General features: G+C 74.9%; 27 protein-coding genes and 1 riboswitch. Of the genes, 12 read left to right on the top strand and 15 right to left on the bottom strand.

All coding sequences use genetic code 11. From position 1 onward, the window contains the following. Positions 1-24: 24 nt before the first annotated feature. From ACZ66Z_RS27535 to ACZ66Z_RS27525, 3 genes are read right to left on the bottom strand one after another with little or no spacing between them, the layout of a single operon-like run. Positions 25-585 carry a GNAT family N-acetyltransferase gene (locus ACZ66Z_RS27535; RefSeq protein ID WP_469938050.1) on the bottom strand — a complete coding sequence of 187 codons (561 nt, stop codon included), beginning with the start codon at positions 583-585 and terminating at the stop codon, positions 25-27. Then, complete coding sequence (locus ACZ66Z_RS27530) at positions 582-2,801, bottom strand: penicillin acylase family protein (protein ID WP_469938049.1); 2,220 nt, start codon at positions 2,799-2,801, stop codon at positions 582-584. The genes ACZ66Z_RS27535 and ACZ66Z_RS27530 overlap by 4 nt, the downstream gene beginning before the upstream one ends. A gap of 41 nt (positions 2,802-2,842) precedes the next feature. Further along, complete coding sequence (locus ACZ66Z_RS27525) at positions 2,843-2,980, bottom strand: hypothetical protein (protein ID WP_469938048.1); 138 nt, start codon at positions 2,978-2,980, stop codon at positions 2,843-2,845. A gap of 157 nt (positions 2,981-3,137) precedes the next feature. On the opposite strand from ACZ66Z_RS27525, the gene ACZ66Z_RS27520 reads away from it, so the two are divergent. Then, positions 3,138-4,124, top strand: coding sequence for an SCO1860 family LAETG-anchored protein (locus ACZ66Z_RS27520; protein WP_469938047.1), 987 nt, complete (start codon positions 3,138-3,140; stop codon positions 4,122-4,124). 146 nt (positions 4,125-4,270) lie between these two features. Here the strand turns inward: ACZ66Z_RS27520 and cobC are convergent, their stop codons facing one another. Next, on the bottom strand, positions 4,271-6,019 hold the full coding sequence (gene cobC, locus ACZ66Z_RS27515; protein ID WP_469938046.1) for an Rv2231c family pyridoxal phosphate-dependent protein CobC: 1,749 nt from the start codon (positions 6,017-6,019) through the stop codon (positions 4,271-4,273). A gap of 6 nt (positions 6,020-6,025) precedes the next feature. On the opposite strand from cobC, the gene ACZ66Z_RS27510 reads away from it, so the two are divergent. Then, positions 6,026-6,754 carry a ZIP family metal transporter gene (locus ACZ66Z_RS27510; protein ID WP_469938045.1) on the top strand — a complete coding sequence of 243 codons (729 nt, stop codon included), beginning with the start codon at positions 6,026-6,028 and terminating at the stop codon, positions 6,752-6,754. Positions 6,755-6,756: 2 nt separating this feature from the next. On the opposite strand, the gene ACZ66Z_RS27505 is transcribed toward ACZ66Z_RS27510, so the two are convergent. The 7 genes from ACZ66Z_RS27505 to ACZ66Z_RS27475 all read right to left on the bottom strand — a co-directional run bounded on the left by ACZ66Z_RS27505 (position 6,757) and on the right by ACZ66Z_RS27475 (position 15,087). Further along, on the bottom strand, positions 6,757-8,103 hold the full coding sequence (locus ACZ66Z_RS27505; protein WP_469938044.1) for a cobyrinate a,c-diamide synthase: 1,347 nt from the start codon (positions 8,101-8,103) through the stop codon (positions 6,757-6,759). Next, entirely contained in the window at positions 8,097-8,705 is a 609-nt protein-coding gene (cobO, locus tag ACZ66Z_RS27500; RefSeq protein WP_389306123.1) for a cob(I)yrinic acid a,c-diamide adenosyltransferase, read from the bottom strand. The genes ACZ66Z_RS27505 and cobO overlap by 7 nt, the downstream gene beginning before the upstream one ends. Continuing rightward, the gene (locus ACZ66Z_RS27495; RefSeq protein ID WP_469938043.1) at positions 8,705-10,771 is read right to left on the bottom strand and encodes a putative cobaltochelatase; all 2,067 of its coding nucleotides are present in this window, start codon (positions 10,769-10,771) and stop codon (positions 8,705-8,707) included. Before ACZ66Z_RS27495 ends, cobO begins: the two co-directional genes overlap by 1 nt. Before the next feature lie 49 nt (positions 10,772-10,820). Beyond that, complete coding sequence (locus ACZ66Z_RS27490; RefSeq protein WP_469938042.1) at positions 10,821-12,329, bottom strand: cobyric acid synthase; 1,509 nt, start codon at positions 12,327-12,329, stop codon at positions 10,821-10,823. Continuing rightward, on the bottom strand, positions 12,326-13,300 hold the full coding sequence (locus ACZ66Z_RS27485; protein ID WP_469938041.1) for a cobalamin biosynthesis protein: 975 nt from the start codon (positions 13,298-13,300) through the stop codon (positions 12,326-12,328). The genes ACZ66Z_RS27490 and ACZ66Z_RS27485 overlap by 4 nt, the downstream gene beginning before the upstream one ends. A gap of 35 nt (positions 13,301-13,335) precedes the next feature. Continuing rightward, positions 13,336-13,475: riboswitch (cobalamin riboswitch) on the bottom strand. Positions 13,476-13,586: 111 nt separating this feature from the next. Further along, on the bottom strand, positions 13,587-13,808 hold the full coding sequence (locus ACZ66Z_RS27480) for a hypothetical protein (RefSeq protein ID WP_469938040.1): 222 nt from the start codon (positions 13,806-13,808) through the stop codon (positions 13,587-13,589). A gap of 16 nt (positions 13,809-13,824) precedes the next feature. Further along, complete coding sequence (locus ACZ66Z_RS27475; protein WP_469938039.1) at positions 13,825-15,087, bottom strand: inorganic phosphate transporter; 1,263 nt, start codon at positions 15,085-15,087, stop codon at positions 13,825-13,827. Positions 15,088-15,504: 417 nt separating this feature from the next. Between ACZ66Z_RS27475 and ACZ66Z_RS27470 the strand changes: the two genes are divergently transcribed. Both ACZ66Z_RS27470 and ACZ66Z_RS27465 read left to right on the top strand, forming a co-directional pair. Further along, positions 15,505-16,632 (top strand): alpha/beta hydrolase, encoded by a 1,128-nt coding sequence (locus ACZ66Z_RS27470; RefSeq protein ID WP_469938038.1) that lies wholly within the window; start codon positions 15,505-15,507, stop codon positions 16,630-16,632. Positions 16,633-16,686: 54 nt separating this feature from the next. Then, positions 16,687-18,099: a hypothetical protein gene (locus tag ACZ66Z_RS27465; RefSeq protein ID WP_469938037.1), complete on the top strand. Its 1,413-nt coding sequence runs from the start codon at positions 16,687-16,689 to the stop codon at positions 18,097-18,099. 15 nt (positions 18,100-18,114) lie between these two features. Here the strand turns inward: ACZ66Z_RS27465 and ACZ66Z_RS27460 are convergent, their stop codons facing one another. Both ACZ66Z_RS27460 and ypfJ read right to left on the bottom strand, forming a co-directional pair. Beyond that, a complete protein-coding gene (locus ACZ66Z_RS27460; RefSeq protein ID WP_469938036.1) occupies positions 18,115-18,516 on the bottom strand; it encodes a VOC family protein in 402 nt (133 codons plus the stop codon). 58 nt (positions 18,517-18,574) lie between these two features. Beyond that, a complete protein-coding gene (ypfJ, locus tag ACZ66Z_RS27455) occupies positions 18,575-19,465 on the bottom strand; it encodes a KPN_02809 family neutral zinc metallopeptidase (RefSeq protein ID WP_469938035.1) in 891 nt (296 codons plus the stop codon). 279 nt (positions 19,466-19,744) lie between these two features. Between ypfJ and ACZ66Z_RS27450 the strand changes: the two genes are divergently transcribed. From ACZ66Z_RS27450 to ACZ66Z_RS27440, 3 genes are all read left to right on the top strand, one after another. Beyond that, the gene (locus ACZ66Z_RS27450; protein WP_469938034.1) at positions 19,745-21,343 is read left to right on the top strand and encodes an ABC-F family ATP-binding cassette domain-containing protein; all 1,599 of its coding nucleotides are present in this window, start codon (positions 19,745-19,747) and stop codon (positions 21,341-21,343) included. A 365-nt stretch (positions 21,344-21,708) separates the two neighbouring features. Further along, positions 21,709-21,930 carry a helix-turn-helix domain-containing protein gene (locus ACZ66Z_RS27445; protein WP_006123601.1) on the top strand — a complete coding sequence of 74 codons (222 nt, stop codon included), beginning with the start codon at positions 21,709-21,711 and terminating at the stop codon, positions 21,928-21,930. Positions 21,931-22,063: 133 nt separating this feature from the next. Continuing rightward, entirely contained in the window at positions 22,064-22,864 is an 801-nt protein-coding gene (locus ACZ66Z_RS27440; protein WP_469938033.1) for an enoyl-CoA hydratase/isomerase family protein, read from the top strand. A gap of 78 nt (positions 22,865-22,942) precedes the next feature. Here the strand turns inward: ACZ66Z_RS27440 and ACZ66Z_RS27435 are convergent, their stop codons facing one another. Beyond that, complete coding sequence (locus ACZ66Z_RS27435) at positions 22,943-23,629, bottom strand: hypothetical protein (protein ID WP_469938032.1); 687 nt, start codon at positions 23,627-23,629, stop codon at positions 22,943-22,945. Between the two features lie 93 nt (positions 23,630-23,722). On the opposite strand from ACZ66Z_RS27435, the gene ACZ66Z_RS27430 reads away from it, so the two are divergent. From ACZ66Z_RS27430 to amaP, 5 genes are read left to right on the top strand one after another with little or no spacing between them, the layout of a single operon-like run. Continuing rightward, a complete protein-coding gene (locus ACZ66Z_RS27430; protein WP_469938031.1) occupies positions 23,723-24,199 on the top strand; it encodes an Asp23/Gls24 family envelope stress response protein in 477 nt (158 codons plus the stop codon). Between the two features lie 42 nt (positions 24,200-24,241). Then, the gene (locus ACZ66Z_RS27425) at positions 24,242-24,433 is read left to right on the top strand and encodes a hypothetical protein (RefSeq protein ID WP_469938030.1); all 192 of its coding nucleotides are present in this window, start codon (positions 24,242-24,244) and stop codon (positions 24,431-24,433) included. A gap of 9 nt (positions 24,434-24,442) precedes the next feature. Continuing rightward, a complete protein-coding gene (locus ACZ66Z_RS27420; RefSeq protein ID WP_469938029.1) occupies positions 24,443-24,808 on the top strand; it encodes an Asp23/Gls24 family envelope stress response protein in 366 nt (121 codons plus the stop codon). Continuing rightward, positions 24,805-25,458, top strand: coding sequence for a DUF6286 domain-containing protein (locus ACZ66Z_RS27415; RefSeq protein ID WP_469938028.1), 654 nt, complete (start codon positions 24,805-24,807; stop codon positions 25,456-25,458). Before ACZ66Z_RS27420 ends, ACZ66Z_RS27415 begins: the two co-directional genes overlap by 4 nt. After that, positions 25,455-26,042: an alkaline shock response membrane anchor protein AmaP gene (gene amaP / locus ACZ66Z_RS27410; RefSeq protein ID WP_469938027.1), complete on the top strand. Its 588-nt coding sequence runs from the start codon at positions 25,455-25,457 to the stop codon at positions 26,040-26,042. The genes ACZ66Z_RS27415 and amaP overlap by 4 nt, the downstream gene beginning before the upstream one ends. A 102-nt stretch (positions 26,043-26,144) precedes the next feature. Here the strand turns inward: amaP and ACZ66Z_RS27405 are convergent, their stop codons facing one another. Beyond that, positions 26,145-26,900 (bottom strand): SDR family oxidoreductase, encoded by a 756-nt coding sequence (locus ACZ66Z_RS27405; RefSeq protein ID WP_469938026.1) that lies wholly within the window; start codon positions 26,898-26,900, stop codon positions 26,145-26,147.

Raw genomic sequence — 26,900 nt, 5'->3', positions numbered from 1 at the left:
GGGCCCCGGCCGACCGGGCCCCGGTCAGCGGCTCAGGAACGCCAGCCGGGCCCGCTTCTCCGGGAGGAACACCTCCGGCAGGTCCACCTCGGGGAGCACCACCTCCGGGCCCAGCTCGAAACCGGCCCGCAGCATGCGGGCGATCGCCTTCTCGTTGGCGGCGTCGGGCTCGATCACGATCCGGGTGCGGTCCGTCAGCGCGAAGGCGACGAGCGCGGTGAGCAGCCGGCCCGTGAAGCCGGCCTCGGGGGCGAGCCCCGGTGCGACGAGCAGGTGCACGCCGATGTCGCCGGGCCGCACCTCGTAGCACTCGCTCACCCGGTCCGCCGCCGGGTCGTACGTCTGGAAGAGGGCGACCGGCTCCCCGTCCCGGCTGACCAGGTAACCGTGGTGGGTGGTCAGCGAGTCGAGGTGGGCGTAGACCTCCCGGACCTGCTCGACGGTGGTCCCGGCCATGCCCCAGAAGCGGGCCCGTTCCTCGTTGACCCAGCCGTGCAGGAGCGGGGCGTCCCCGTCGGGGTCGACGGGGCGGACCGTGACGGTCCCGAAGCCCTCGACGGTCTGGACGTGTACGGCGGTGGTCATCCCTGCTCCTTCGTGAGCTTCTGCCAGTCGGTGGTGACGGGGGCGAGCTCGCCCCGCAGCCACAGGGGGAGTTGGTCGCGGTGGTGCGGGTCGCCGGGGACGCCGGACGCGCCGAACGGCACGATCCAGCGGCTCCGCTCCCGGTCGGCCAGGTCCCAGACGTACCGCGCGGCGGAGGCGCGGGCGCTGCGGTCGGTCCAGCCGGGCACGCTGGACGTGGAGAGCACGCAGTCGTGGTCCCCGCCGAGCCCCGGCCACCGGTCGTCGTCCGGGTCGGGCAGCGCCTGCCAGGGCGCGAGCCGGTGCGTCGTGCCCCAGGCGGCGGGCGGCTCCCCGGCGCCGACCTCGTCGAGCGCCTCGCGCACGATCCGGTCGACGTCCTCGGCGGGCACGGGCCCGGCCACGAGCAGCGTCTCCAGGGCGAGGGCGACGCGCGGTCCGAGCGCCAGCCAGGGCCGGAAGAGGTCGGGGTACGGGGCGGGTTCGCGCAGCGCCGCGAAGGCCTCGTGGCCGGCGAGCCGTCGCACGACGGCCCCGCGCACGGCCGCGTAGAGCCCGGCGTCGACGCTCTCGGCGTCCATCCGCCGGTCCCAGCCGAGCAGCCGCCGCCGGACGTCGGAACCGGCGGGGGAGAGGCGGGCGGACCGCCCGTCCCCGCTGGCGGCCCCCGAGCCCCCGCCGGTGGTCCCGCGGTCCTCGCCGGTGGCCCCCGGGTTCTCGCCGGTGGTCCTCGGGCCCTCGCCGGTGGTCCGGGGGGCCTCGCCGGTGGCCCCCGGGTCCCCGCCCGCGCGTCGTACCGCTTCGAGCAGGCGGGCCGCCGAGGGGTTGTCGGTGTCCGTGTGGATCGCGGCCGTCGTCTCCGGGGTCCAGGCCGCCGAGGCGCGGAGCAGCTCGTCGATCCGGGCCGCCCGGTGCGGCGGCGCGAACTCGACGCCCAGCGGCGCGGCCAGGCCCCGGGCGTTGGCCATCACGGCGTGGCCGTGGACCTCGGCGCGGGGCAGGGGGGCCGGCGCGTCGGCCCAGGCGTGCGCCGGGTCCCAGGCGGGCACGACGCGCAGGGAGTTGGCCCGGTCCCGTACGGGCACGTGGCCGGCGACCCGGTGCAGGAGGCCGCCCCGGGCGTCGGCGGCCTGGACGACGTTCACCGGCTCGACCCAGCGGTCGAGGGCCGCGTCCACGTCGGCGACGGTCCGGGCGCGCAGCAGCGCGGGCAGCGCCCCGAAGCCGAGCTCCCCGGTGACCCGCGGCGGGTGGCGCAGGCCGAGGCCCTCCCCTTCCGCCTCCGCGGAGCCGTCCCCGGGCCCGCCGATGATCACCGGCCCCCGGTCGGTCTCGATCACCTCGATCTCCACCGGCTCCGCGCCCGCGATCCCGACCGTCTCCGTGTGCGCGGTCGCCGGGGCCCAGCCGTCGGGGCCGAGGGCCTCCACGGTGCCGTCGGGAAGCCGTCGCAGCCGTTCCCTGTACAGGTCCTGGTAGTCCGCCATCGCGTTGGTGATCGCCCAGGCCACCGGTCCGGCGTGGCCGAAGTGGGCGAGCCCGGGGACGCCGGGCACGGCGAGGCCCACCACGTCGTACGCGGGGCAGGCGAGCCGGATCTGCTGGTAGACGCCCGGCGCCTCGATGAACCGGTGCGGGTCGCCGGCCACCAGGGCCGCCCCGCTCGCGGTCCGTCCACCGGCCACGACCCAGCCGTTGGAGCCCGCGGTCCCGGGCCCGTCGGTCGCGAAGAGCTCCGTCCACTCCTCGCCGAGCCGCCGGGCGACCTCGTCCCGCCACAGTTTGGTGGGGAAGCCGGCGAAGAGGATGTGGGTCGAGAGCCAGACGGCGAGCGGGGTCCACGGCTCCCACCGGCCGGGCGCGAGGCCGGTCGCCGCGAACTCGGGCGCGCGGGCCGCGCCTTCGGCGAGACCGTCGTCGACCCCGTCCACGTACGCGCGCACCCACGCCGCCGTCGCCGCGTCGGTCTCCTCGAGCCGCTCGAAGCAGCGGCGGGCGGTGTCGGCGAGCCGGGCCCGCCGGACGAAGGAGTCCCAGCCGAGCTCGGCGGCGCCGAGGAAGGCGGCGCTGGTGCCCTGGGCCCGGTGCCGCTCGACCTCCAGCTGCCAGGCGCGGTCGCGGGCGGTGACCCGTCCCTGGGCGAAGGCGAGTTCCTCCGGGTCCGCGGCCCGCAGATGGGGGACGCCCCAGGCGTCCCGGTAGACCTCGATGCTCACGGAGTCCTTCGTTCGCTTAGGTTAGGCTGGCCTAAATTAATCTACAGCAGGTCTTCGGGTTGACGATCCGTGACCCCGGTGCGCAGCGGATCGTTCTCACTCTCCGCGTGCACGCCTTCCCGTGCGAAACGCGCGGGATGGCTGAGAACGGTTGTGTCGAAAAAATCGAAAATGAACACGGAAACCCCCCTTTGGAGTGAACTCACGACAGGCGACTGCCGGTTCACTCTCCGTGCGTAAAGATTCCGGTGTCTCAAGTCGCCGAGGCCGCGCCGACCCACCGTCCCCGTGGTGAGCGGCCGGCGACGCCATGTCTCCTGTGGGGGTTCCACCATCTTGAACAGCAACACCTTCCGCCTGCCCGTACGTCGTTCCGCCGCCGCCGCGACCGTCGCCGCCCTGGCCGTCGGACCCGTGCTCCTCGCGGCCCCGGCGGCGCACGCCACGGGCGGCGAAGGGCGCTCCACCGCCGTCGTGCTGCGGGCGGGCCTCGACGTCTCCCTCCTCGGCAAGACCGTGGACGTGCCGGTGCGGACCTCCCTCAACGAGGTCGAGGCGCCGGCGAGCGAGAACGAGACCGCGCTCTCCGTGAAGGTGCGGGGGGCCGAGGGCGGGAAGCCGGTCGACCTCCTCAGGGCCGACGTCGCCACGTCGGACGCGACCGTGGACGAGAAGAAGGCCGAGGGGTACGTCAACCTCGTGAAGGCGCGGGTGCACGTCCCCGGGATCCCGCTGCTCTCCCTCGTCGAGGTCGAGAAGGTCACGTCCAGGGCGCTGTGCGAGGTGGGGAAGAAGCCGGTCGCCGAGTCCGACGTCCTCGGTCACGTGACCGTGTTCGGCAAGAAGACCACCCTGTCCGCGGGCGGCCGGACCCAGGTCGCCGTGCCGGGCGTCGGCAAGGTCACCCTGGACCTCTCCCGCACCTCCACGACCTCCCGCACCGCCGCGGCCACGGCCCTCGAACTCAAGGTCGAGGTCGACCCGCTGAAGCTCGGCGTCGCCGCGGTCGACGGCACGGTCACCCTCGCCGAGGCCACCTGCGAGACGCCGAAGGGCACGACCCCGACCGAGAAGCCCACCGAGAAGCCGACCGGGAAGCCCACCGACGAGCCGAGCGAGCGGCCCGCGCAGCAGCCCTCGGTCAAGCCGAGCGACGCCGGCGGCGTCAAGACGAACAACGGCGGCACCACGCCCACCGAGCACCTCGCCGAGACCGGCGGCAGCTCCACCACCCCGTACATCGCGGCCGGAGCGCTCGCCCTCCTCGTCGCCGGCGGCGGCGCCCTCGCCGTGACCCGCTCGCGCGCCCGCTCCCGCGACTGACGGCCCGAGGGGGAAGCGCCGGGGGGCGCCGGGAGGGAAGCGGGGGTCCGGGGAGGGCGGCGGTGACGACACGGCCCTCCCCGGGCCCTTCCGCGCGCACCCGGCGGGGGCGAGCGGCCGTCGAGCAGCCGTCGAGCAGCCGCCGATCAGCCGCCGATCAGCAGCGCCTGGTCCAGTGCCTGCAGGAAACGGTTCGTCGTCGCCCGGTCGCGGACCGCGATCCGCAGCCAGTTCCGGTCGAGCCCCGGGAACGTGTCGCCCCGGCGGACCGCGAACCCGAGCGACCGCAGCCGCTCCCGTACCGCGTCCGCCCCGTCGGTCCGCAGCAGCACGAAGGGGCCCTCCGCCCCCGCCACCGTCCGCACCTCGTCGAACTCCGCGAGCCCGGCCAGCAGATGGGCCCGCTCCACCCCGATCCGGTGCGCCGCGTGCTCCGCCTCCGCGAGCGCCGCCCGCGTCATGCACGCCTCCGCCGCCACCAGGGCGGGCGTCGACACCGGCCACAGCGGCTGCGTCCGCTCCAGGGCCGCGATCGTCTCCGGCTCGGCCAGGACGTACCCGATCCGCAGCCCGGCGAGCCCCCAGGTCTTGGTGAGGCTCCGCAGCACCACGAGTCCCGGCACGTCGGTCCGCCCGGCCAGCGACTCCCGCTCGCCCGGCACCGCGTCCATGAACGCCTCGTCGACCACCAGGGTCCGCCCCGGGCGGGCGAGCGCGGCGATCGTGGCGGCCGGGTGCAGCACGGAGGTCGGGTTCGTGGGGTTCCCGATCACCACCAGGTCCGCGTCCTCCGGAACCGCCGCCGGATCCAGCCGGAAGCCGTCCTCCTCGCGCAGCAGCACCCGGCCCACCTCGTGCCCGGCGTCCCGCAGCGCCGCCTCCGGCTCGGTGAACTGGGGGTGCACCACCACCGGCCGCCGCACCGGCAGGGCCCGTGCGAGCAGCACGAACGCCTCCGCCGCGCCGGCCGTCAGGAGCACCCGCTTCGACGGCAGGTCGTGCCGCTCGGCGACCGCGGCCCGCGCGACCCGGCCGTCCGGATAGGCCGCGAGACCGGTCAGCGAGTCGGCGATCCTCTTCCGCAGCCAGTCCGGCGGGGTGTTCGTACGGACGTTGACCGCCAGGTCGATGAGTTTCTCGTCCCGGACCTCGGCGTCACCGTGGTGGCGCAGGTCGTGGGCGTCGGTGTGCGTGTGCGTGTCCATGGCCGCCGTCGTGTGGGGGGTGGGGATGGTGGGGGGTGAGCCAGGCTCGCCAGCGATGTACCCGTGCGTCAAGGGCAACAACCGTGCGATGGAGGTCACTTCGTTCGGACGAAACGGGGCGAAAGCGGCGATCGCGCAGGTCGCACGCCGAGATTTCCGCTTCGGGACGAGCAGCACGGCGCCGCCCCGGCCGCCGGGCGGCGCCCCGGGCCCCGCCTCCGCGCCCGTGGCCGCCTCCGCGCCCGCGCCCGAGTCCCCGCCCGAGCCCGCCCCCGCAGGCCCGCCCGCCCCCACCGGCTCATCCGTCCCCACCGGCCCACCCGCGTCCGGGGACTCGTCCGTCCCCGCCGTCCCATCCGCCCCCGCCGTCCCTGCCGCGAGCAGCGCCGCCGCCTCCGCCACGGAGGCCGTGCCCGTCGCGGCCAGCGGCAGCGCGGAGGGATGCGGTACGGGAACGGCCGCCAGCTCCCGGGCCGAGAACCCCCGCACCGGCACCCCGAGGGCCACCGCGGCCGCCACGATCCCCGGCTCGACGGCCCGCGCGTCCAGCGTGGCGAGCGAGCGCACGCGTCCGACCGGGAGCCCCGCCTCCCGCAGGACCTCCCCGATCAGCGCGAGCAGCTCGTCCGCCGCCGTCCCCGGCCGGGCCCCGACACCGAGGTGCGCACCCGCCGCCCCATCCGATAGCAAAGGCCCATGGCAGTAGTCGTCGCGCTCGGCGCGTTCCTCATGACGCTCTTCGGCGGCTGGGTCGCCGGGCGCGTCACCGACCGCCGCCACCTCGTCCTCGGCCTCGCCGGCGGACTCATGCTCGGCGTCGTCGGGCTCGACCTCCTGCCGGAGGCCCTGGAGGCCGCGGGGAGGAAGGTCTTCGGCGTCCCGGAGGCCCTGCTGCTCTTCGTCGGAGGCTTCCTCTTCGCGCACGTCGTCGAACGCCTCCTCGCCGTCAACCGTGCCGCCCACGGCGTCGGCGCCGACGAGAGGGTCCCCCAGGTCGGCCTCACCGCGGCCGCCGCGATGGTGCTCCACAGCCTCATGGACGGCATCGCGCTCGGCGCCGCCTTCCAGGTCAGCGGCGGCATGGGCGCCACCGTCGCGCTCGCCGTCATCACCCACGACTTCGCCGACGGCTTCAACACGTACACGATCACGAGCCTCTACGGGAACGCCCGCCGCAAAGCCCTCGCCATGCTCGTCGCGGACGCCGTCGCCCCGCTCGTCGGCGCCGGACTCGCCACCCTGTTCACCCTTCCGGAGGAACTGCTCGGCTGCTATCTCGGCTTCTTCGGCGGTGCCCTGCTCTACCTCGCCGCGGCCGAGATCCTGCCGGAGGCCCACCACGAACACCCCGCCCGCTCCACCGTGCTGTGCACGGTGGCGGGCGTGGTCTTCATCTGGCTCGTGGTGGGCGTCTCCGGCGGCTGATCTCACGCGCAGTGCCCCACGAACCGTGCGGCGACCTCCGGGGACCCCGCCCAGTGGGTGTGCACGTAGCTGGCGTGGACCCCGTCCCGCACGAAGCCCTCCACCCGCCGCTCCGGCTGCCGCAGCCCCCAGGCCGCCGACGGCCCGGCGCCCGGCTCGACGACGGTGCGGTGGAACTCGTGTCCCCGCATCCGCGTCCCGGCCGGCGCGAGGACGCTGTCGCTCACGGCGACGGCGTCCCGGTAGCCGAGCGTGAGCCGCTCCGACATCCGCGCGTCGGCGTCGAGCACCCCGCACATGGGCCGGCCGTCCAGCGACCGCGCCAGGTACAGCAGCCCGGCGCACTCGGCGGCGACCGGCGCGCCGGAGGCGGCGAGCTCGGCGACGGCCTTCCGCAGCTGCTCGTTGGCGGAGAGCTCGGCCCCGTACATCTCGGGGAAGCCCCCGCCGATGACGAGCCCGCTCGTCCCCTCGGGGAGGGCCTCGTCCCGCAGCGGATCGAACGTGACGACCTCGGCGCCGGCGGCCCGGAGCAACTCCGTGTGCTCGGCGTACGAGAACGTGAAGGCGGCCCCACCGGCCACGGCCACGCGCCGTGGTGGACCACCGGCGCGCAACCGCTCTCCGACCGCCGGCACCCACGGCTCGGCGCTCAACGGCGGAGCCGACCGCGCAAGCGCCAGCAGCGCCTCCAGATCGCAACCCGCCCGCACCTGCTCCGCCTGCGCCGCCACCGCCTCCACGGCAGCCGCCTGCCGCTCGGCGACCGGCACGAGCCCGAGGTGCCGAGACGGCGTGGCGACGGCGGGCGCACGCCGCAGCACGCCGAGGACGGGCACGCCCGACTCCCCGAGCGCCTCCCGCAGCAGGTGCTCGTGCCGGTCCGTCGCGACCTTGTTGAGGATCACGCCCCCGATCCGCACCTCCGGGTCCCAGGACGCGAACCCGTGCACGAGCGCCGCCACCGACCGCGACTGCGAGGACGCGTCGACGACGAGGACCACCGGCGCCTTGAGCAGCTTCGCGACCTGCGCGGTGGACGCCAGCTCGCCCTGGTCGGCGGCGCCGTCGTACAGGCCCATGACCCCCTCGACCACGGCCAGGTCGCAGCCGCGCGCCCCGTGCAGGAAGAGCGGCGCGACCAGCCCCGTACCGCACATGTACGCGTCGAGGTTGCGGCCCGGGCGGCCGGTCGCGAGCGCGTGGTAGCCCGGGTCGATGTAGTCGGGCCCGACCTTGTGCGGGGAGACGGCCAGACCACGGCCGGCGAACGCGGCCATCAGGCCGGTCGCGACCGTGGTCTTGCCCGCGCCGGACGAGGGCGCGGCGATGACGAGACGTGCTACCACTCGATGCCCCGCTGGCCCTTCTGACCCGCGTCCATCGGGTGCTTCACCTTCGACATGTCGGTCACCAGGTCGGCGAAGTCCTGGAGCTCCTGCGGCGCGTTGCGACCGGTGATGACGACGTGCTGCTGCCCGGGCCGGTCGCGCAGCACCTCGACGACCTCCTCGACGTCGATCCAGCCCCAGTGCAGCAGGTACGCGAACTCGTCGAGGACGTAGAACTTGTACCTCTCCTCGGCGAGGTCGCGCTTGACCTGCTCCCAGCCCTCGCGGGCCTTCTCCTCGTGGGACTGCTCGCCCTCGGCGACCTCGCGCTGGATCCAGGACCAGCCCTCGCCCATCTTGTTCCAGGTGACCGTGCCGCCCTTGCCGGTCTCGCCGAGCGCCTTGAGGGCGTTCTCCTCGCCGACCTTCCACTTGGCGGACTTGACGAACTGGAACACCCCGATCGGCCAGCCCTGGTTCCAGGCGCGCAGCGCCATGCCGAACGCGGCGGTCGACTTCCCCTTGCCGACGCCGGTGTGCACCATCACCAGGGCACGGTTGCGGCGCTGACGGGTGGTGAGACCGTCGTCGGGCACGACGGTCGGCTGTCCCTGCGGCATCAAGCGGCCCTCCATGCTGTCTGTGTCGTCTGTCCTGCTGCCTGTACGTCTCTGACGAGCCCGGCGATCGAGTCGGCGCGCAGCTCGTCCAAGGTCACGGCGGTGCCGCCGAGTTCGCGCGCCAGGACCCCCGCGAGCCCGAGCCGCACCGGTCCGGTCTCGCAGTCCACGACCACCGACGCCGTGCCCTCGGCCGCGTGCAGCCGTGCCGCGCGGGCCGCGAGCGCCACCGGGTCGGCGCCCCCGCCGGTCGCCCGCCCGTCGGTCACGACGACGAGCAGCGGGCGGCGCGAGGGGTCCCGCAACCGCTCGACCCGCAGCACGTCGTGGGCCTTGAGCAGCCCGGCGGACAGCGGCGTACGGCCTCCGGTCGGAAGCTTCTCCAGGCGGGCGGCGGCCGCGTCCACGGACGAGGTCGGCGGCAGCGCCACCTCGGCGTCCCGCCCCCGGAAGGTGACGAGCCCGACCTTGTCGCGCCGCTGGTAGGCGTCGAGCAGCAGCGAGAGCACGGCGCCCTTCACGGCGCCCATCCGCTGCCGTGCCGCCATGGAGCCGGAGGCGTCCACGGCGAAGAGCACCAGGTTCCCCTCGCGCCCCTCCCGGGTCGCCTGCCGCAGGTCGTCCCGGCGGACCACCAGGCCGGGCCCGGACCGGCCGCGCGCCCGCTGGTGCGGGGCGGCGGCCCGGACGGTCGCGGCCAGGTGCAGCTTGGTCAGCGCGCCCCGGGGCCGGGTCGAGCCGGTGGTGCGGCCGTGCTCCGTGCGGGCCCGGGAACGGCGACCGGCCGCGCCCTGGCCGAGACCGGGCACGCTCAGCACCTTCGTGCGGAAGGGCTCGCCGGCCTTGACGGCTCCACGCCCACCGGCACCGGAGCCCTGCGGGGCAGGTGCGCTCCCGGGGGTGTCGGCGGACCCGGGGGCGTCGGCGGACTCGGGGGCGTCGGCGGACTCGGGCGCGGGCCCGTCGGGGCCCTCTCCCTGCGGGGGGACGCCCCCGCCACCGCCGGGCCCGCCGTCCCCCGGGCCGTCCGGCTCCGGATCGTCGTCCGGCTCGTCCCCCTTGAACCGCTCCAGGGTCTCGTCGAGCTTGTCCTCGTCGAGACCGGGCGCGTCGAAGGGCGAGCGCCGCCGCCGGTGGGGGAGGGCCAGGAGCGCGGCCTGCCGCACGTCCTCCGAGGTGACCTCGGTCCGTCCGGCCCAGGCGGCGAGCGCGGTCGCGGTGCGGGCCATCACGATGTCCGCGCGCATGCCGTCCACCTCGAAGGCGGCGCAGGTCGCGGCGATCTGGAGCAGCACCGCGTCCCCGAGCTCCACCTGCGGCAGCAACTCCCGGGCGGTGACGATCCGTTCGCGCAGGGCGCGCTCCTCGTCGGCCCAGCGGGCGGCGAAGGCGGCCGGGTCGTCCTCGAAGGCGAGCCGCCGCCGGACGACCTCGACCCGCTGCTCGGGGTCCCGCGACGCGGCCACCTCGACGGTCAGCCCGAACCGGTCGAGCAACTGCGGCCGCAGCTCGCCCTCCTCGGGGTTCATGGTCCCGACGAGCAGGAAGCGGGCGGCGTGCCGCACGGAGACGCCCTCGCGCTCGACGTGGGACTGGCCCATCGCGGCGGCGTCGAGCAGCACGTCGATCAAGTGGTCGTGGAGCAGGTTGACCTCGTCGACGTAGAGGATCCCCCGGTGCGCGGCGGCGAGCAGCCCCGGTTCGAAGGCCTTCACGCCCTCGGCGAGCGCCTTCTCGATGTCGAGCGCGCCGACGAGCCGGTCCTCGGAGGCGCCGACGGGCAGCTCCACCATCCGGGCGGGACGGGAGGTGCCGGGCGCGTTGCCGTGCGGTCCGTCGGGGCAGCCGAGGTCGGGCGAGTCGGGGTCGCAGCTGAAGCGGCAGCCGACGATGATCGGCACCTCGGGCAGCAGCTCGGCGAGCGCGCGCACGGCGGTGCTCTTCGCCGTGCCCTTCTCACCCCGCACCAGTACGCCGCCCACGGCCGGGCTGACGGCCGTCAGCAGCAGCGCGAGCCGCAGGTCGTCCATGCCGACGACGGCGGTGAACGGGTAGCGGGTGTTCATCGGGGGTTCGCTCCTTCGGTGGGTACGGATGCCTGGACCGGGCGGGCGCTCACGGCGCCCCCGGAGGCACGAACGGCAGCCCCGCGGGGGCGCCCTCCTCGATCAGCCGCAGCAGCGCGTCCGTGTCCGCGTGCTCCTCGATCAGGTCGCCGAGCCGGTCGAGCTGCTCCTCCCGCAGGGCGCCGAACGACGTGTCGGGCGCCGGCACGAACCGCCGCCCGGCCGCCGTCGCGACCTCCCGCAGGAACGCCCGCCGGAAGCCGTCGCTCTCCAGCGAGCCGTGCCAGTGGGTGCCCCATACGGAGCCGACCCGGCAGCCGTCCAGGAAGGGTTCCCCACCCCGTACGTCCGCGACGCCGTGGTGGATCTCGTACCCCTCGACCCGCTCGCCGAGCGCCTCGCCGACCGGCCGGGCGAGGGTCTTCTCGGCCTGGAACCGGACCCGTACGGGCAGCAGCCCGAGCCCGTCGACCACGCCGGCCCTCGACTCGACCTCGTCCTCGATGCGCTCGCCGAGGGCCTGGAAGCCGCCGCAGACGCCCAGCACCGGCCGGCCCTCGGCCGCGCGCCGGACGAGGGCGTCGGCGAGCCCCCGCTCGCGCAGCCACGCCAGCGCCTTGACCGTGCCCCGGGTGCCCGGGACGACGACGAGGTCCGCGTCGACGAGCTCCTCGGGCCGGTCCACGAACCGGACGACGACGCCGGGCTCGGCGGCCAGCGCGTCGACGTCCGTGAAGTTGGACATCAGCGGCACGGCGCACACGGCGACCCGCAGCACGTCCTCGCCGACCGGCGGCGCGACGACCGACTCGCGGACGGTGCCCCGCAGCGAGACCCGCAGGCCGTCCTCCTCGTCGATGCCGAGCCCGTGCGCGTACGGCAGGACGCCGAAGGTCCGGCGGCCGGTGAGCCCGTGCAGCATGTCGAGGCCCGGCTCCAGGAGGGTCACGTCGCCCCGGAACTTGTTGACCAGGTACCCGGCGACGAGCGACTGGTCCTCGGGACCCAGCAGCGCCGTCGTCCCGAAGAACTGGGCGAAGACCCCGCCCCGGTCGATGTCCCCGACGACGACCACGGGCAGCTTCGCGGCCCGCGCGATGCCCATGTTCACGATGTCCGTGCGCCGCAGGTTGATCTCGGCCGGACTGCCCGCCCCCTCGCAGATCACGGCGTCATACGTGCCCCGCAGCTCCTCCAGGCACGCCAGGACCGGCTCGAAGAGCTCCTTCTGCCGGCCACCGTGGTAGCCGCGGGCGCTCAGTTCGCCGACCGGCCTGCCCATGAGGACGACCTGGCTGGAGCGGTCGCTGCCGGGCTTGAGCAGCACCGGGTTCATCAGCGCGGTCGGCTCCACCCGCGCGGCCTGCGCCTGCATGGCCTGCGCCCGGCCGATCTCGGCTCCCTCCCGGGTGACGAAGGAGTTCAGGGACATGTTCTGTCCCTTGAACGGCGCGACCTTGACGCCCTGCCGGACCAGCCAGCGGCAGATGCCGGCCGTGACGACGCTCTTGCCCGCGTCGGACGTGGTCCCGGCGACGAGCAGCCCCCCACCCCTCATGCGTTCCTCCGCTTCAGCGCGCTCGCGATCGTGCGGCCGCCCACGCAGGCGGCCAGGGTCAGTCCGGTGATCCGGCGGGACAGCCGGACCGCGCGGTCGACGTCGGCGACCTCGACGGGCCGGCCCTCCCCGTTGAGGACGGGCCGGTCCTCGACCCGCCCGGCGTACGAGAGGGTCCCTCCGAGCCGTACGCCGAGGGCGCCCGCGAAGGAGGCCTCGACGGGGCCCGCGTTCGGGCTCGGGTGCTTCGCGGCGTCCGCCCGCCAGGCCCGCAGGGCGCCGCGCGGGTTCCCGCCGGCGACGGTCGCGAGCGCGGCGGTCAGCCGGGCCCCGGGCCAGCCGGCCAGGTCGTCGAGGCGGGCCGAGGCCCAGCCGTACCTCCGGTACCGGGGCGACTTGTGGCCGACCATCGCGTCGAGGGTGTTGACGGCCCGGAAGCCGACGAGTCCCGGCACGCCCGCGACGGCGCCCCAGAAGAGGGCGCCGACCACGGCGTCGGAGGTGTTCTCGGCGACGGACTCGACGACCGCGCGGGCCATCGCGGGACCGTCGAGGGACTGCGGGTCGCGTCCGCACAGGTGCGGCAGCCGCTCCCGGGCCGCCTCCAGGTCGCCGGCGGCGAGGGCGCCGCCGATCGCGCGGGCCTCGCGCCCCAGGGTCGTGCCGCCGACGACGGCCCACACGGCCGCCGCGGTGAGCGCCACGGATCCGGCGCGGCTGCCCCGTGCCGTACGGGCGGCGAGGGCACCGGCCGCGACGGTGGCACCGGCGCAGACGGCGGTGTGCAGGGCGCCCCAGCCGCGGTGGTCGCGCCACAGGGCCCGCTCGACGCGGGCCGCCGCCCGGCCGAAGGCGGCGACGGGGTGTCCGCGGCGGGGGTCGCCGACGAGCAGGTCGACGGCGAGGCCCAGGGCCGCGCCGTACGCGAAGACACCGGTGGTCGGGGAGACGCTGCGGCCGCGGCCGGGCATGGCGCTCTGTCCTCACTCAGGGTCCGCGCCCTGGATCGACGTGACCGGCGGCGAGAGTTCCTGACTCCCGGACCCGTGGGATCCGGTCACAGTGGCGGGACCGCGCCGGATTCGCACCGGACTTCCTCTACTGCCGCCGTCATGGCCCCGGCAGTCCACCACGGGCCGAGAACAGCCGTCAACTCACCCTTGACCTGCACCGCGTCACTGTGCGAAGCACCACAGACACGACGACCGGGCGGTCCGCATCCGAGGATGCGGACCGCCCGGTCGGGGAGCGGGACCGTCAGGCGACGATCAGGTAGATGCCGTACGCCACGGCCGCCAGGCACAGGGCGAAGGCGGCGTAGGCGCCGGTGCGGGCCAGGGCTGCGGAGCCTCCCTGGGCGGCGGCCCGCTCCTGCTTGGAGAGGCCGACGACACCGAGGGTGAAGAGGCCCACGAGGGCGACGGTCGCCACGAGGCTGACTCCGAAGACGGAGCCGAGGGCTGCCCAGTCGATCTTCATGCTTGGTTCCAGTTCCTTAGACCGCGGCGGGGGCCGGGGGAGCGGCCGGGTCCGTGGGGACCGGCGCGGGGATGGTGGTCTTCAGGTCCTCGTCCGCGACGGCGGCGACGGAACCGGCCGGCGGCGGGGTGACGGCCGCGATCGCGGTGGTCACGACGCCGGCGGCCTCGTCGTCGGCCTCGACGTCGTTGACGTTGGTGTGGTCGACCACCTGGCGGCGGGAGACGAGCCAGATGCCGGCGCAGGAGGCGATCAGGAAGGCCGCGACGACGTAGACGCCCCAGTCGCCCTGGCGGGCGACGTACTCGGCGCCCGCGCCGACCAGGCCGGCGGCCGGCAGGGTCAGGCCCCAGGCGACGAACATGCGGGTGGCGGTCGACCAGCGGACGACGCCGCCCTTGCGGCCGAGGCCCGCGCCCATGACGCCACCCGAGACGACGTGGGTGGTGGAGAGCGAGAAGCCGAGGTGGGAGGAGGCCAGGATGGTCGTGGCCGCGCTGGTCTGGGCGGCGAAGCCCTGCTGCGGCTGGAGGTCCGTGAGGCCCTTGCCCATCGTGCGGATGATGCGCCAGCCGCCGAGGTAGGTGCCGAGCGCGATCGCCAGGCCGGCGGAGACGATGACCCAGACGGGCGGGTTGGAGCCGGGGGCGAGGGTGCCGCCGGCGACCAGGGCGAGGGTGATGATGCCCATCGTCTTCTGGGCGTCGTTGGTGCCGTGGGCGAGGGAGACGAGACCGGCGGAGGCGATCTGGCCGACCCGGTAGCCCTTGGCCGTGTCCTTCTCGTCCGTCCTGGCGCCGATCCGGTACGTCAGCTTCGTGGCCAGCATCGAGGCGATGCCCGCGACGATCGGCGCGGCGACGGCCGGGAGGAGGACCTTGCTGACGACGACCTCGCCGTTGACGCCGCTGACGCCGATCGAGGCGACGGTCGCGCCGATGAGGCCGCCCATCAGGGCGTGGGAGGAGCTGGAGGGCAGTCCGACCAGCCAGGTCACCAGATTCCAGAGGATCGCGCCGACGAGCGCGGCGAGGATCACTTCGGGCTGGATGCCCTCCTCGTTGACCAGCCCCTTGGAGATCGTCTTGGCGACCTCCACGGACAGGAACGCGCCGGCGAGGTTCAGCACGGCGGACATGGCCACCGCCGTCTTGGGCTTGAGCGCACCGGTCGAGATGGTCGTGGCCATCGCGTTGGCGGTGTCGTGGAAACCGTTCGTGAAATCGAACACGAGAGCTGTCACGACCACAATGGCGAGCAGCAGCGTGATGTGTTCCATTTACCCAGGCAATCGTTTGACGTCAGTGGCGCGTCGAACGTAAGCAACCTGGGTGAACGGAAGATGAACTGGGACGGGCGACGTGGTGTCCCTATCCGGTGTCAAGGGATTCCGCTTCTCGCCCCGGAGCGCCCGGTGTCCACGATGCGGTCATCCGGAACCACGGGCGATCCCGGGCCTGCCGGGGGTCGTGCCCGCCGCCCCGCCCCCTTCCCGGCCGACCGGTTCCGCTCCCTGGACAGAACCGCCCGGCCGGAGGGCCCCGCGGAGGAGACCCACGTCACTCTCCCGGGCGGCCCCGCGCCCTCCGCCCCGCCGGACCCCTTCGCCCTCCGCCCCGCCGCGCCCGTCCGGTTCTCCACCCCGCCGGGCCCGTCCGGTGGCAGGCCCGGCCCGCCCTGCCCGACACTGGGGAGCGTGCGCCCGGCTACAGCGACGGCAGCGGCCGTCACCACCCTGATCGGTGTCGGCGCGGCCGCGATCGCGGCCGGCCGGTACGCCAGCGACGTCGCCCTCAAGGCGCCGTCCGGACGACCCCTGCCCGGGGATCCCGGACTCACCGTGCACGCCACGGGGCCCGGACGGGTCACCCTCACCCGCAGCCTCGCCTCGCTGCGCCCCGGCACGTACGGAATGGACGCTCCCGGCCTGCACGCCGTCCTCGGCCCCGTCCTGGACCGGGTGCCGCACACCGCCGACACCGTCGTCCGCCGCCTGGAACGGGTCGAACTCGGCGTCCTCGGGACCGGCGCCCGCGTCCGGCTCACCCCCCAGCTCCACCGCGGCACCCCGACCGGTGCCCTCGGCCTCCTCCACGAGGACGTCGAGATCCCCGGCGAGCTCGGCCCCCTGCCCGCCTGGCTCGTGCCCGGCCCCCGGAGCACCTGGGTGATCGCCCTGCACGGGCTCGGCACCACCCGCGAGCACCCGCTGAACCTCGTCCCCTTCTACAACCGCCGCAAGATGCCCGTCCTCGTCCCCGCCTACCGGGGCGACGAGGGGGCGCCCGCCTCCCCGGACGGCCTCGCCCACCTCGGCGACTCCGAGTGGCGGGACGTCGACGCCGCCATCCGCTACGCCGTCCGCCGGGGTGCCGGGAAGGTCGTCCTGCACGGCTGGGGGACCGGCGCCACGATGGCCCTGCGCGCCGCCGCCGAGTCGGGCGTGCGCGACCGGATCAGCGGCCTCGTCCTCGACTCCCCGGTCCTCGACTGGGAGGCCGCCCTCCGCAACCTCGCGGCGGCCCGCCACGTCCCGGGACTCCTGCTCCCGCTCGCCGTCCGCGCCGCCCAGGGCCGGACCGGCCCGCACGGCGACCTCCTCCGGACCGCCTCCGAGCCGGGCGCCCTGCGCGCCCCGACCCTCCTCTTCCACGGCCCCGACGACACCCTCGCCCCCTGGGAGCCCTCCGTCGAGCTCGCCGCCCGCCTGCCCGGTCTGGTCGGCCTCCGGACCGTGAAGCAGGCCCCGCACGCCGCGATGTGGAACGCCGACCCGAACCACTACGAGGAGTCCCTGCGGCGCTTCCTCACCCCGCTGCTCTGACGGCGCTTCCGATTCCGATTGGGCTTTCGGGCCGTCAGCGGGAAGACTGCCCCCGTGACGTCTCGAAAGCCCGATGAACCATTGGCGCGCAACTCCAGACTCCGACTCGTCCGCCCGCGGGCGCTGGCCACCGCCCGACGGGCCGTGACGACCCGGCGCACCCGGCCGGCGCCGCGGCCGCCCGAGGGCACTCCGCCCCGCGCGGAGCTCGCCCGCCAGGCCCGGCAGGTCCTCGCCGACGCGGTACGGATCGCCCGCTGGGCCGCCGTCGAGCACGGGGCCGACACGGCACCCCGCACCGGCCCCGGCGCCGGCCCCGCCCAGGAACGGGCCGCGGCCGCACTGGACCTGACGCCCGGCCAGGTCCGGGCCGGTTGGGACCGCGCCCGGCTCGCCGGACTCGTCGAGCTGCACGGCGACACCGCCCGCCCCGGCTGGCGGCTGCGCGCCTGGGACCGCGACGACTCCGCCGTCCTGCGCGGCTGGGTCGCGCTCTTCGACGCCTGGTCGCTCGTGCACCCCGCTCCCGAGGGGGTCGCCCCGAGCGCCGTCGCCGAGGTCGTCGAGGCCGTCCCGCAGGTGCTCTCGCTGCTCCAGCTCTCCCAGGGGCCCGTGCCCGTCCCCGCCCTCCTCGATCTCCTCGGCCAGCGCGTCGAGGAACTCCGCGAGGAGCGCTGCGAGGTCCCCGCGGCCGAGCCGGCGCCCGAGCCGGTGGCCGCCCCCGCCGCCCTCGACGGGCTGCCCGCCCTCCTCGACTGGGCCCTGGAGGGCCTGGCCGCCGTCGGCGCGCTCACCCTGGACCCCGGCACCGACGAGCGTCACGCCACCCTGACCCCGCTCGGCAACTGGGCGGTCTGGGTCAAGCTGGAGCAGATCTGCGTCGCCGCGCAGAGCCCGGCGGGCAACATCGAGCAGTCCGCCGAGGACATGCTCCGCGGCTGCGCCCGACTCACCCCGGGCCCGGCCCGCGACGAGTACCGCGCCTGGCTCGCGGCCCGCACCCTGTCCAGCGCCGTGAGCGAACTCCTCGCCGTCGCCCGCGGTGAGGACGCGCTCCTGCGCGGTCTCGCCTTCGAGGCGCTCCGCGTCGTCGGGGCGCCCGCCGAGGCCGAGGTGCGGGCCACCGTCGCCGAGCCCTCGCTCCGCCCGTACGCGCTGCTCTGGCTGGCCGAGTACGAGGGGGCCGACCCCGACGAGGCCCAGGAGGTGCTGACCCGCGAGGAGTCGACCTGGCTCTGGGTCGACACCGCGGCGGCCGTCGCCGACCACGGCGAGAGCGAACTCCTCGTCCGCCACCTCGACTCCGCCGTGCAGGGCACCGTCCCGGCGCTGCTCGACGAGGTCCGCGCCGTCGGCCACCCCCGCACGGTCCAGGTCCTGGTCGCCCTGGCGGCCGCCCACCCGGACCCGGCCCTGGCCAAGGCGGTCCGCCGGGCCGCCTTCCAGGTCCACACCGGCGGAGCCTGACCGCTCGGGGGACGCTCAATCCGTCGCGCCGGGGGCGTACGTACCGAAGCTCCACACGTTGCCCTCGGCGTCCCGGGCCGTGTAGTCCCGCGCGCCGTACTCCTGGTCCCTCGGCGGCATCACGATCTCGACGCCCTGCGCCACCGCCCGGGCGTGGTGCTCGTCGACGTCGTCCACGCGCACGTACACCGCGGTGGGCCCGGCGTCGCCCATCAGTCGGTCGAACTCGGTGCCGCCGCCCTTGCTGCCGAGCATCACCATGCCGTTCCCGCAGGCGAGCTCGGCGTGCAGCACACGGCCGTCCTCGCCCTCGTACACGGCGCGCTCGGTGAAGCCGAAGCCCTCCGTGAGCTGTTTGATCGCGGCCTTGGCGTCCTCGTACCGCAGCGCCGGACAGATGTCGGGGGGCCCAGCCATCCCGATCACTTCCTCTCGATGTGACCTGGATCTCAGTCTGGCAGCCGCCGCCGACAACTCAGCGGAAGGTGTTGCACCGGGCCATGTCGCCGGTCCGGTAGCCCTCGTAGAACCACTGCTGCCGCTGCGCGGCCGAGCCGTGCGTCCAGCTCTCCGGCGTCACCCGCCCCTGGAACCTCTCCTGGATCCGGTCGTCGCCCACGGCCGCCGCCGCGTCCAGGCCGTCCCGGACGTCCTCGTCGGTGAGCCGGGTGAGCAGCGGCCGGCCCGTCTTCTCGTCGGGGGTGGTCGTCGCGTGCCGCGCCCAGACCCCGGCGTAGCAGTCGGCCTGGAGCTCGACCCGCACGGCGTTGGAGTCCGCGCCGGTCCGCCCGTCCTGGGCGCGGCCGAGGGTCCCCATCAGGTTCTGGACGTGGTGGCCGTACTCGTGCGCCACCACGTACGCCTGGGCGAAGGGCCCGCCGGTCGCCCCGAATCTGGTGCGCAGCTCGTCGAAGAAGTCCAGGTCCAGGTAGACCCGCCGGTCGCCGGGGCAGTAGAACGGCCCCACCGCCGAGGTCGCCGTGCCGCACGCGGTCCCGACCCGCTGGGTGAAGAGCTTGGTGGGGGCGGTGCCGTAGGTCCCGCCCCGGCGCTCGTACTCGCCCCGCCAGTAGTCCTGCACGCTGTTGACGACGGCGACGATCCGGCAGTCCTCGCGCGTGTTGGCGTCCGAACCCTTCTTGCAGACCTGGTCCACCCGGGCCGCCGAGGACGAGGTCGCGGCCGGCTGGTCGCCGCCGTCCGAGAGTCCCAGCTGGTCGGGCCCCACCCCGAAGAACAGCCCCAGGACCAGCGCGACGAAACCGATGATCCCGCCGCCGATGGTCGCCCCGCCGCCCGGGATCCGGCCTCCCCGGGAGTCACTGACCTCCGAGGTGTCCAGATCGGCGTCGTCGTCGAACTGCACGGTCCACCGCCCTCCGCTGTCCGCCGGGCAGAGACCGCCGCCCTGCGCCGAGTATCGGACGGTCGTGTACCCGCCGCTCCTTTTGCGAAGCGTCGGTGGGAACGGCGGGCGGAGGGCGCGGGGCGCGGACGGCGGCGGTCCGTGCCCCGCACGGCCGAAAACCAGTTGCAGGCGCCCGTTAGACTGGCCGCATGGCCATTCTCCTTTGGGTGCATTAGCGGCGTCGAAGCCCGCCACCAGCCGTCCTTCCGCCCTTCCCCACCGCCCTGGAGTCTGTCCGTGATCACCGCTTCCGGCATCGAGCTGCGCGCCGGCGCCCGCGTCCTCATCGAATCCGCTTCCTTCCGCGTCGCCAAGGGCGACCGCATCGGCCTCGTCGGCCGCAACGGAGCGGGCAAGACCACCCTCACCAAGTGCCTCGCCGGCGAGGGCCAGCCGGCCGCCGGCAGCATCGCCCGCTCCGGCGAGGTCGGCTACCTCCCGCAGGACCCGCGCACCGGTGACCTCGACGTCCTGGCCCGCGACCGCATCCTCTCCGCCCGCGGCCTCGACACCCTGCTCAAGAAGATGCGGATGAACGAGGAGCGCATCGCCACCGGCTCCGGCGCCACCCGCGACAAGGCGCTGCGGCAGTACGAGCGCCAGGAGACCGAGTTCCTGACCAAGGGCGGTTACGCGGCCGAGGCCGAGGCCTCCACCATCGCCGCCGCCCTCGGCCTGCCCGACCGGGTCATGGGCCAGCCGCTGCACACCCTCTCCGGCGGTCAGCGCCGCCGCGTCGAGCTCGCCCGGATCCTCTTCTCCGACGCCGACACCCTGCTCCTCGACGAGCCCACCAACCACCTCGACGCCGACTCCATCGTCTGGCTGCGCGACTACCTGAAGACCTACCGGGGCGGCTTCATCGTCATCTCCCACGACGTCGACCTCGTCGAGACCGTGGTGAACAAGGTCTTCTACCTGGACGCCAACCGCTCCACGATCGACGTCTACAACATGGGCTGGAAGCTCTACCAGCAGCAGCGCGAGGCCGACGAGAAGCGCCGCAAGCGCGAGCGCCAGAACGCCGAGAAGAAGGCCGCCGCGCTCAATTCGCAGGCCGACAAGATGCGCGCCAAGGCCACCAAGACCGTCGCCGCGCAGAACATGGCCAAGCGCGCCGAGCGGCTGCTCTCCGGCCTGGAGGCGGTGCGGGCCTCCGACAAGGTCGCCAAGCTCCGCTTCCCGGAGCCCGCGCCCTGCGGCAAGACCCCGCTGACGGCCGAGGGGCTCTCCAAGTCCTACGGCTCGCTGGAGATCTTCACCGATGTGAGCCTCGCGATCGACAAGGGCTCGCGCGTCGTCATCCTCGGCCTCAACGGCGCGGGCAAGACGACCCTGCTGCGCCTCCTCGGCGGCGTCGAGAAGCCCGACACCGGCGAGGTCACCCCGGGCCACGGCCTGAAGCTCGGCTACTACGCCCAGGAGCACGAGACGCTCGACCCCGAGCGGACCGTCCTGGAGAACATGCGCTCGGCCGCGCCCGACCTCGACCTCGTCGACGTGCGCAAGACGCTCGGCTCCTTCCTCTTCTCCGGCGACGACGTCGACAAGCCGGCCGGCGTCCTCTCCGGCGGCGAGAAGACCCGGCTCGCGCTCGCGACCCTCGTCGTCTCCTCGGCGAACGTGCTGCTCCTCGACGAGCCCACCAACAACCTGGACCCGGCCAGCCGCGAGGAGATCCTCGGCGCGCTGCGCACGTACAAGGGCGCCGTCGTCCTCGTCACCCACGACGAGGGCGCCGTGGAGGCGCTCGACCCGGAGCGGATCATCCTGCTCCCGGACGGCGTCGAGGACCTGTGGGGCGCGGACTACGCGGACCTGGTGGCCCTCGCCTGACCTTCCGCGGGGCGTCCAGGGGTTCCGTCCGGCCCCGGACGATCATCCCGGGCTGGATCATTCGGCTCATGGGAGATCCGTCATCTGAGTGAGGATGTCTCGTACATTCCGGCGCGGTGCTCTGCCGAATCCTTCCGGCAGGCCCGCGCCGTACGTGTGTTCCCCTTGCCCCGCTGACCTGGCACTTCCCGTACCGACCGGTCCGCAGGTGCCTTTCCAAGCCTGCGGAATGTGGGCTTCCGTTCGTGATGACGGCGTACTCGTCCGCAAACCCGGCGGCACCGACCTTGTCGAATGGGTGGCCAGGACGGACGGGAGGGGTGATCATGAGAAGTCCAGAGCGCACTTCCCATGAGGAGGCACGGGTGGCCGAGACTCTGAAGAAGGGCAGCCGGGTGACCGGCGCCGCGCGCGACAAGCTCGCGGCAGACCTGAAGAAGAAGTACGACTCCGGTGCGAGCATCCGGGCGCTGGCCGAGGAAACGGGCCGCTCCTACGGATTCGTCCACCGGATGCTGAGCGAGTCCGGAGTCACGCTGCGTGGACGCGGCGGGGCGACACGGGGCAAGAAGGCGGCCTCGGCCTGACATCGGGGCGGCTCGACCGGTCCACCGGGACCTCCCGGTGGGCACCCGGTCGGCCCTGCGGTCGGCCAGGTGGTTACTGTGCAGTCACTTAGCATGTCGCATGCCGTGCTGCACCGGAACCGGAGGCGCCCCCATGACCACGCTCCACGACTCTGAGCTCGTGTTCGACAAGGACGGTGTACGGCTCACCGTCGAGGACGCCGTTGCCACGGTGACCCTGACCAATCCGGCGAAGCGCAACGCCCAGTCTCCCGCTCTGTGGCGGGCGTTGACGGAAGCCGGCCGGTCGTTGCCCGGCAGCGTGCGGGTCGTCGTCCTGCGCGGCGAGGGCAAGTCCTTCTCCGCCGGACTCGACCGGCAGGCGTTCACGCCCAAGGGCTTCGACGGCGAGCCGTCCTTCCTCGACCTCGCGCGCGGTTCCGACGAGGACCTCGACGCGGTCATCGCCGAGTACCAGGAGGCGTTCACCTGGTGGCGCCGCAGCGACCTCGTGTCGATCGCGGCCGTCCAGGGCCACGCCATCGGCGCGGGCTTCCAGCTCGCCCTCGCCTGCGACCTGCGGGTCGTCGCCGAGGACGTGCAGTTCGCCATGCGCGAGACCAGCCTGGGCCTCGTCCCGGACCTGACCGGGACGCACCCGCTCGTCTCGCTCGTCGGCTACGCCCGCGCCCTCGAGATCTGCGCCACCGGCCGCTTCGTGCACGCGGAGGAGGCCGAGCGCATCGGTCTCGCCAACCTGTCCGTGCCCGCCGACGAGCTCGACGCGGCGGTACGGGACCTCGGCGCCGCCCTGCTCGCGGCGCCCCGCGACGCGGTCACCGAGACCAAGGCGCTGCTCCGGGGCGCCTCCGGGCGCTCCTACGAGGAGCAGCGCACCGCCGAGCGCGCCGCCCAGGCCCGCCGCCTGCGCGACCTGGCGGGCCTCGGCGACTGACGCACGCGCGCGTGCGGGGCGGCGCCGACCCGGGCGTGCGTCGCCGGGCCGGCGTGCTGCCGCGCCGCACGCGCGCGTTCAGCGCAGCTCCGACACCAGCACCGTGACCGCGGTCGCCCCGTCGGCGGCCGCGGTCGCGGCGTTCCGGGCGGCGCGGACCACGTCCAGCGGGCGGTGACCGGCCGTCACGGCCAGCTCCACCCGCACCCCGTCCGGGTCCCGGTGCACCGGCGGCCCCCAGGAGTCCGTCACGCCCGCCACGCCCTCGACCCGCAGGACCGCCAGGGCCACCGGGTCGTCCGTCGCCGGGGCCGGGCGTCCCGGCGGGGGAGCGTCCTGATCCGCCTCCGGCTCGACGTCGAGCAGCTCCGTCACCCGCAGGTCCACGGCCGTCACGAGCAGCCCGAGCCCGTCCCGCGCCGCCCCGAGCAGGGTCGCCCGCAACTCCTCGGCCAGCTCCGGCAGCGGACGGCCCGCGACCACCCCGAAGTCCGCGGTGATCCGCAGCACCCCCGGCCCGAGCGCGCCCGGCGGGACCGGAAACGGCTCGGCTCCCGCCGCCCCGTCGTTCTCGGCCTCCAGGTCGGGCCCGACCCGCAGCCTGCCCGGCACCACGCCCCGTACCGTCGCGGCGGCCGGGCCGAGGACGCCCCGTACCGCCCGTTCGGTGATCCAGGCGCCGTCCCCGGCCGTTCCGAGCGGCAGCAGCCTGCCCGGCGCGAGCCGTTCCCGTACCGCCGCCGTCCATCCCTCAGCAGTCGTCATTCCCCCAGCCTGCCGCATCCCTGGGGCGAATCGGGGCAAGTCGCCTTAATGTGGGCGAGGAACCCCGAAATATTACGGAAGGGGCTAGAACTCATGACGGACACCACTCACTCAGGAGACTTCACGGGAGACGAGTCGCGCCGTGGCTCCATGGTCAAGCGGGGCGGCGGCCCGGCCGCCTCCCGGGGCCGGACCACGATCGCCGACGGAGTCGTGGAGAAGATCGCCGGGCTCGCCGCGCGCGACGTCGACGGCGTCCACGCCATGGGCAGCGGCCTCTCCCGCACCTTCGGCGCCGTCCGCGACCGGGTCCCCGGTACGGGCGGCGGCAAGTCGAGCGTCACCCGGGGCGTCAAGGCCGAGGTCGGCGAGGTGCAGACCGCGCTCGACCTGGAGATCGTCGTCGACTACGGCGTCTCCATCGCCGACGTCGCCGGGGACGTCAGGGAGAACGTCATCGCCGCCGTGGAGCGGATGACGGGTCTCGAGGTCGTCGAGGTCAACATCGCGGTCAGCGACGTGAAGTTGCCCGAGGACGAGGAAGAAGAGCCGGAGCCCCGGCTCCAGTAGGCGTCGGAACCCCGGCTACGGGGGCCAGGAAAGGGACTCGGAATGAGCATGGCGATGGTCGGCCTGCTGGCCGGCATGGCTCTCGGATTCGCCGGATACTTCGGCGGCTTCGGAGCGTTTCTGGTGATCGCGGCCCTCGGCGCGATCGGCTTCGTGGCCGGGCGGTTCCTCGACGGGGACCTCGAACCCGGAGACCTGTTCCGAGGGCGCGAACGCGGCGACCGGCGGCGGTGACCCGAGGTGGTGACCGACCTGGCAGACAATCCGGTACGGGACGGAGTGCGGGACCGGGGGGCGACCACCATCGCCGACCGCGTCGTCGCGAAGATCGCCGCCCGGGCGGCGGGAGAAGCCCTCGACTCCGTCCCCGAAGGGGGATCGAAGCCGCACGCCTCGGTCGTCGTCCACCGGGACACCGCCCGTGTCTCGGTGAGCCTCGACCTCGACTACCCCTCCGACGTCGGCCGCCAGTGCGGCGCCGTCCGGAACCGGGTACGCACCCGCGTGGAGGAGCTCGTCGGCCTGGAGGTCCACGAGGTGGCCGTCCACGTCGAGCACCTCCACTCCGCGCACACCCGCAACACCTCGCCGAGGGGCCGCCTCGCATGACCACCACCCCGGAAACGGACCCCACGGCGGACGCGGACCTTCCGGCCGGACCCGCCGACGGCGCGACGGCCGCGCTGGCCGACGCGCCGGCCCCCCGCGCCCGCCGCTTCTGGGCCGTCCGCCGCATCCCCGCCGCCCTCCTCGCCGCCGTCGTCCTCGGCGCCGCCGGGCTGCTCCTCTACGACGTCGCGGCCGTACGGGCCGACCGCTCGGCGATGTCCTGGCGGCGCGAACTGGCCCACGCCCTCGCGACCCGACCGCTCGACGACGCGGTGATCGTCGCCGGCGCGTCCGTCGCCGTCCTGCTCGGCCTGTGGCTCGTCGTCCTGGCCGCCACGCCCGGGCTGCGCGACGTCCTCCCGATGCGCCGCGAGCACACCGACGTACGGGCGGGACTCGACCGCAAGGCCGCCGCCCTCGCCCTGCGGGACCGCGTCATGGAGGTCTCCGGGGTCCGGTCCGTCCGGGTGAGGGTCCGCCGGGCGAAGGTCGGCGTCCGGGCGGTGTCCCACTTCCGCGCCCTCGACGAGGTCCGCGCCGACGTGCAGACGGTGCTCGCCACCGGGATCGACGAGCTGGGCCTCGCCCGCCCGCTCACCCCGACGGTACGGGTGGCCCGGCCGTCCCGGAAGGAAGGGAAGGCCAAGTGACCCGCGTCCTCCGGCGCGTCAACCGCGTCCTGCTCGGTCTCGCCGGGCTGCTCCTCGTGGTCGTCGGCGGCGCGGTCCTCGCCGCCGCCGTCGACCTGCCCGTACCGTCCTGGTGGCCCTGGTCGGGCCCCTCCGACGTGCTGCTCTCCACCGCCGACCGGCAGCGCTGGCGGGACGAGGGCTGGTGGTGGCCGGTGGTCATCGCCGCCCTCGGGATCATCGTCCTGCTGGCCCTCTGGTGGCTGTTCGTCCAGTTCCGGCGGGCCCGCCTCGCGGAGGTCCTCGTCGAGACCGGCGACGGCGAGGAGGCGGTCCTGCGCGGCCGGGCCCTGGAGGGCGTCCTGGAGGCGGACGCCGCCTCGCAGGACGGCGTCGCCCGGGCCAAGGTCGCCCTCACGGGCCGCCGCACCGCCCCCCGGTCCCGGATCGCGCTCCTCCTGGAGCCGCACGCCTCCCCGGGCGACACCCTGACCGCCCTCAGCACCCGGACCCTCGCCCAGGCCCGCACCTCGACGGGGCTGCCCGAACTGCCCACCGAGGCGCGCCTGCGCGCGGTGAAGCACCGCGCCCGCCGGGTCGCCTGAGCGCCCGGACGCCGTCGCCCGGCGGCGGGAACGCCACCGGGCCGGAACGGCCGTCGCGCGCGGTCGGAACGCGCCGCCGGGGGACGGAGCGCCGCCCCGGGATCAGAACCCGGCGCGCGCCCCGCCGTCCACCGGCAGCATCAGCCCCGTCAGGTATGAGGCGGCCGGGGAGAGCACGAAGGCCGCCGTGCGCCCGAACTCCTCCGGGGTGCCGTAGCGCCGCAGCGGGATCGTGAGCTCGTTGGCCGCGCGGGTCGCGTCCGCGTCGCCGGAGAGCGCGTCGAGGGAGCGGACCCGGTCCGTGTCGATGCGGCTCGGCAGCAGGCCGACGACCCGGATCCCCCGCGGGCCCAGGTCGTTGGCGAGGGACTTGGCGAAGCCGGCCAGTCCCGGGCGCAGGCCGTTGGAGACGGTGAGGCCGGGGATCGGCTCGTGGACCGAGCCGGACAGGACGAAGCCGATGACCCCGCCCTCGCCGAGCGTCTCGGCGGCCGCGCGGGCCAGCCGCACCGCCCCCAGGAAGACCGTGTCGAAGGCGGCCGCCCACTCCTCGTCGGTGTTGTCCGCCCCGAAGCCGGGCGCCGGGCCGCCGACGCTGATCAGGATGCCGTCGAAGCCGCCGAAGCGGGCCCGCGCCTCGGCGATCAGCCGGGCCGGGGTCCCCGGGTCGGCGTTGTCGGCGGCGATCCCGGCCGCCCCCTCGCCCAGCTCGGCCACCGCGTCGGCGACCGTCTTCTCCTCGCGCCCGGTGACCAGCACCTTCGCGCCCTCGGCGAGCAGCGCCTCGGCCGAGGCCCGGCCGAGCCCCCGCGTCGCACCGGTCACCACGTACACACGGTCCTTCAGTCCAAGATCCAT

The organism is Streptomyces sp. NPDC107498 (genome assembly GCF_055582805.1).
The sequence above is the reverse complement of the archived record's forward strand: the minus strand, read 5'-3'. Positions and strand labels throughout refer to the sequence as shown.

Coding starts and splice junctions, on each gene's coding strand:
- ACZ66Z_RS27405 (WP_469938026.1), bottom strand. CDS start 26,900: ATGGATCTTGGACTGAAGGACCGTGTGTACGTGGTGACCGGTGCGACG.
- ACZ66Z_RS27535 (WP_469938050.1), bottom strand. CDS start 585: ATGACCACCGCCGTACACGTCCAGACCGTCGAGGGCTTCGGGACCGTC.
- ACZ66Z_RS27495 (WP_469938043.1), bottom strand. CDS start 10,771: ATGAACACCCGCTACCCGTTCACCGCCGTCGTCGGCATGGACGACCTG.
- ACZ66Z_RS27435 (WP_469938032.1), bottom strand. CDS start 23,629: ATGACGACTGCTGAGGGATGGACGGCGGCGGTACGGGAACGGCTCGCG.
- ACZ66Z_RS27480 (WP_469938040.1), bottom strand. CDS start 13,808: ATGAAGATCGACTGGGCAGCCCTCGGCTCCGTCTTCGGAGTCAGCCTC.
- ACZ66Z_RS27475 (WP_469938039.1), bottom strand. CDS start 15,087: ATGGAACACATCACGCTGCTGCTCGCCATTGTGGTCGTGACAGCTCTC.
- ACZ66Z_RS27490 (WP_469938042.1), bottom strand. CDS start 12,329: ATGAGGGGTGGGGGGCTGCTCGTCGCCGGGACCACGTCCGACGCGGGC.
- ACZ66Z_RS27485 (WP_469938041.1), bottom strand. CDS start 13,300: ATGCCCGGCCGCGGCCGCAGCGTCTCCCCGACCACCGGTGTCTTCGCG.
- ACZ66Z_RS27415 (WP_469938028.1), top strand. CDS start 24,805: ATGACCACCACCCCGGAAACGGACCCCACGGCGGACGCGGACCTTCCG.
- ACZ66Z_RS27430 (WP_469938031.1), top strand. CDS start 23,723: ATGACGGACACCACTCACTCAGGAGACTTCACGGGAGACGAGTCGCGC.
- ACZ66Z_RS27460 (WP_469938036.1), bottom strand. CDS start 18,516: ATGGCTGGGCCCCCCGACATCTGTCCGGCGCTGCGGTACGAGGACGCC.
- ACZ66Z_RS27440 (WP_469938033.1), top strand. CDS start 22,064: ATGACCACGCTCCACGACTCTGAGCTCGTGTTCGACAAGGACGGTGTA.
- ACZ66Z_RS27510 (WP_469938045.1), top strand. CDS start 6,026: ATGGCAGTAGTCGTCGCGCTCGGCGCGTTCCTCATGACGCTCTTCGGC.
- ACZ66Z_RS27425 (WP_469938030.1), top strand. CDS start 24,242: ATGAGCATGGCGATGGTCGGCCTGCTGGCCGGCATGGCTCTCGGATTC.
- cobO (WP_389306123.1), bottom strand. CDS start 8,705: ATGCCGCAGGGACAGCCGACCGTCGTGCCCGACGACGGTCTCACCACC.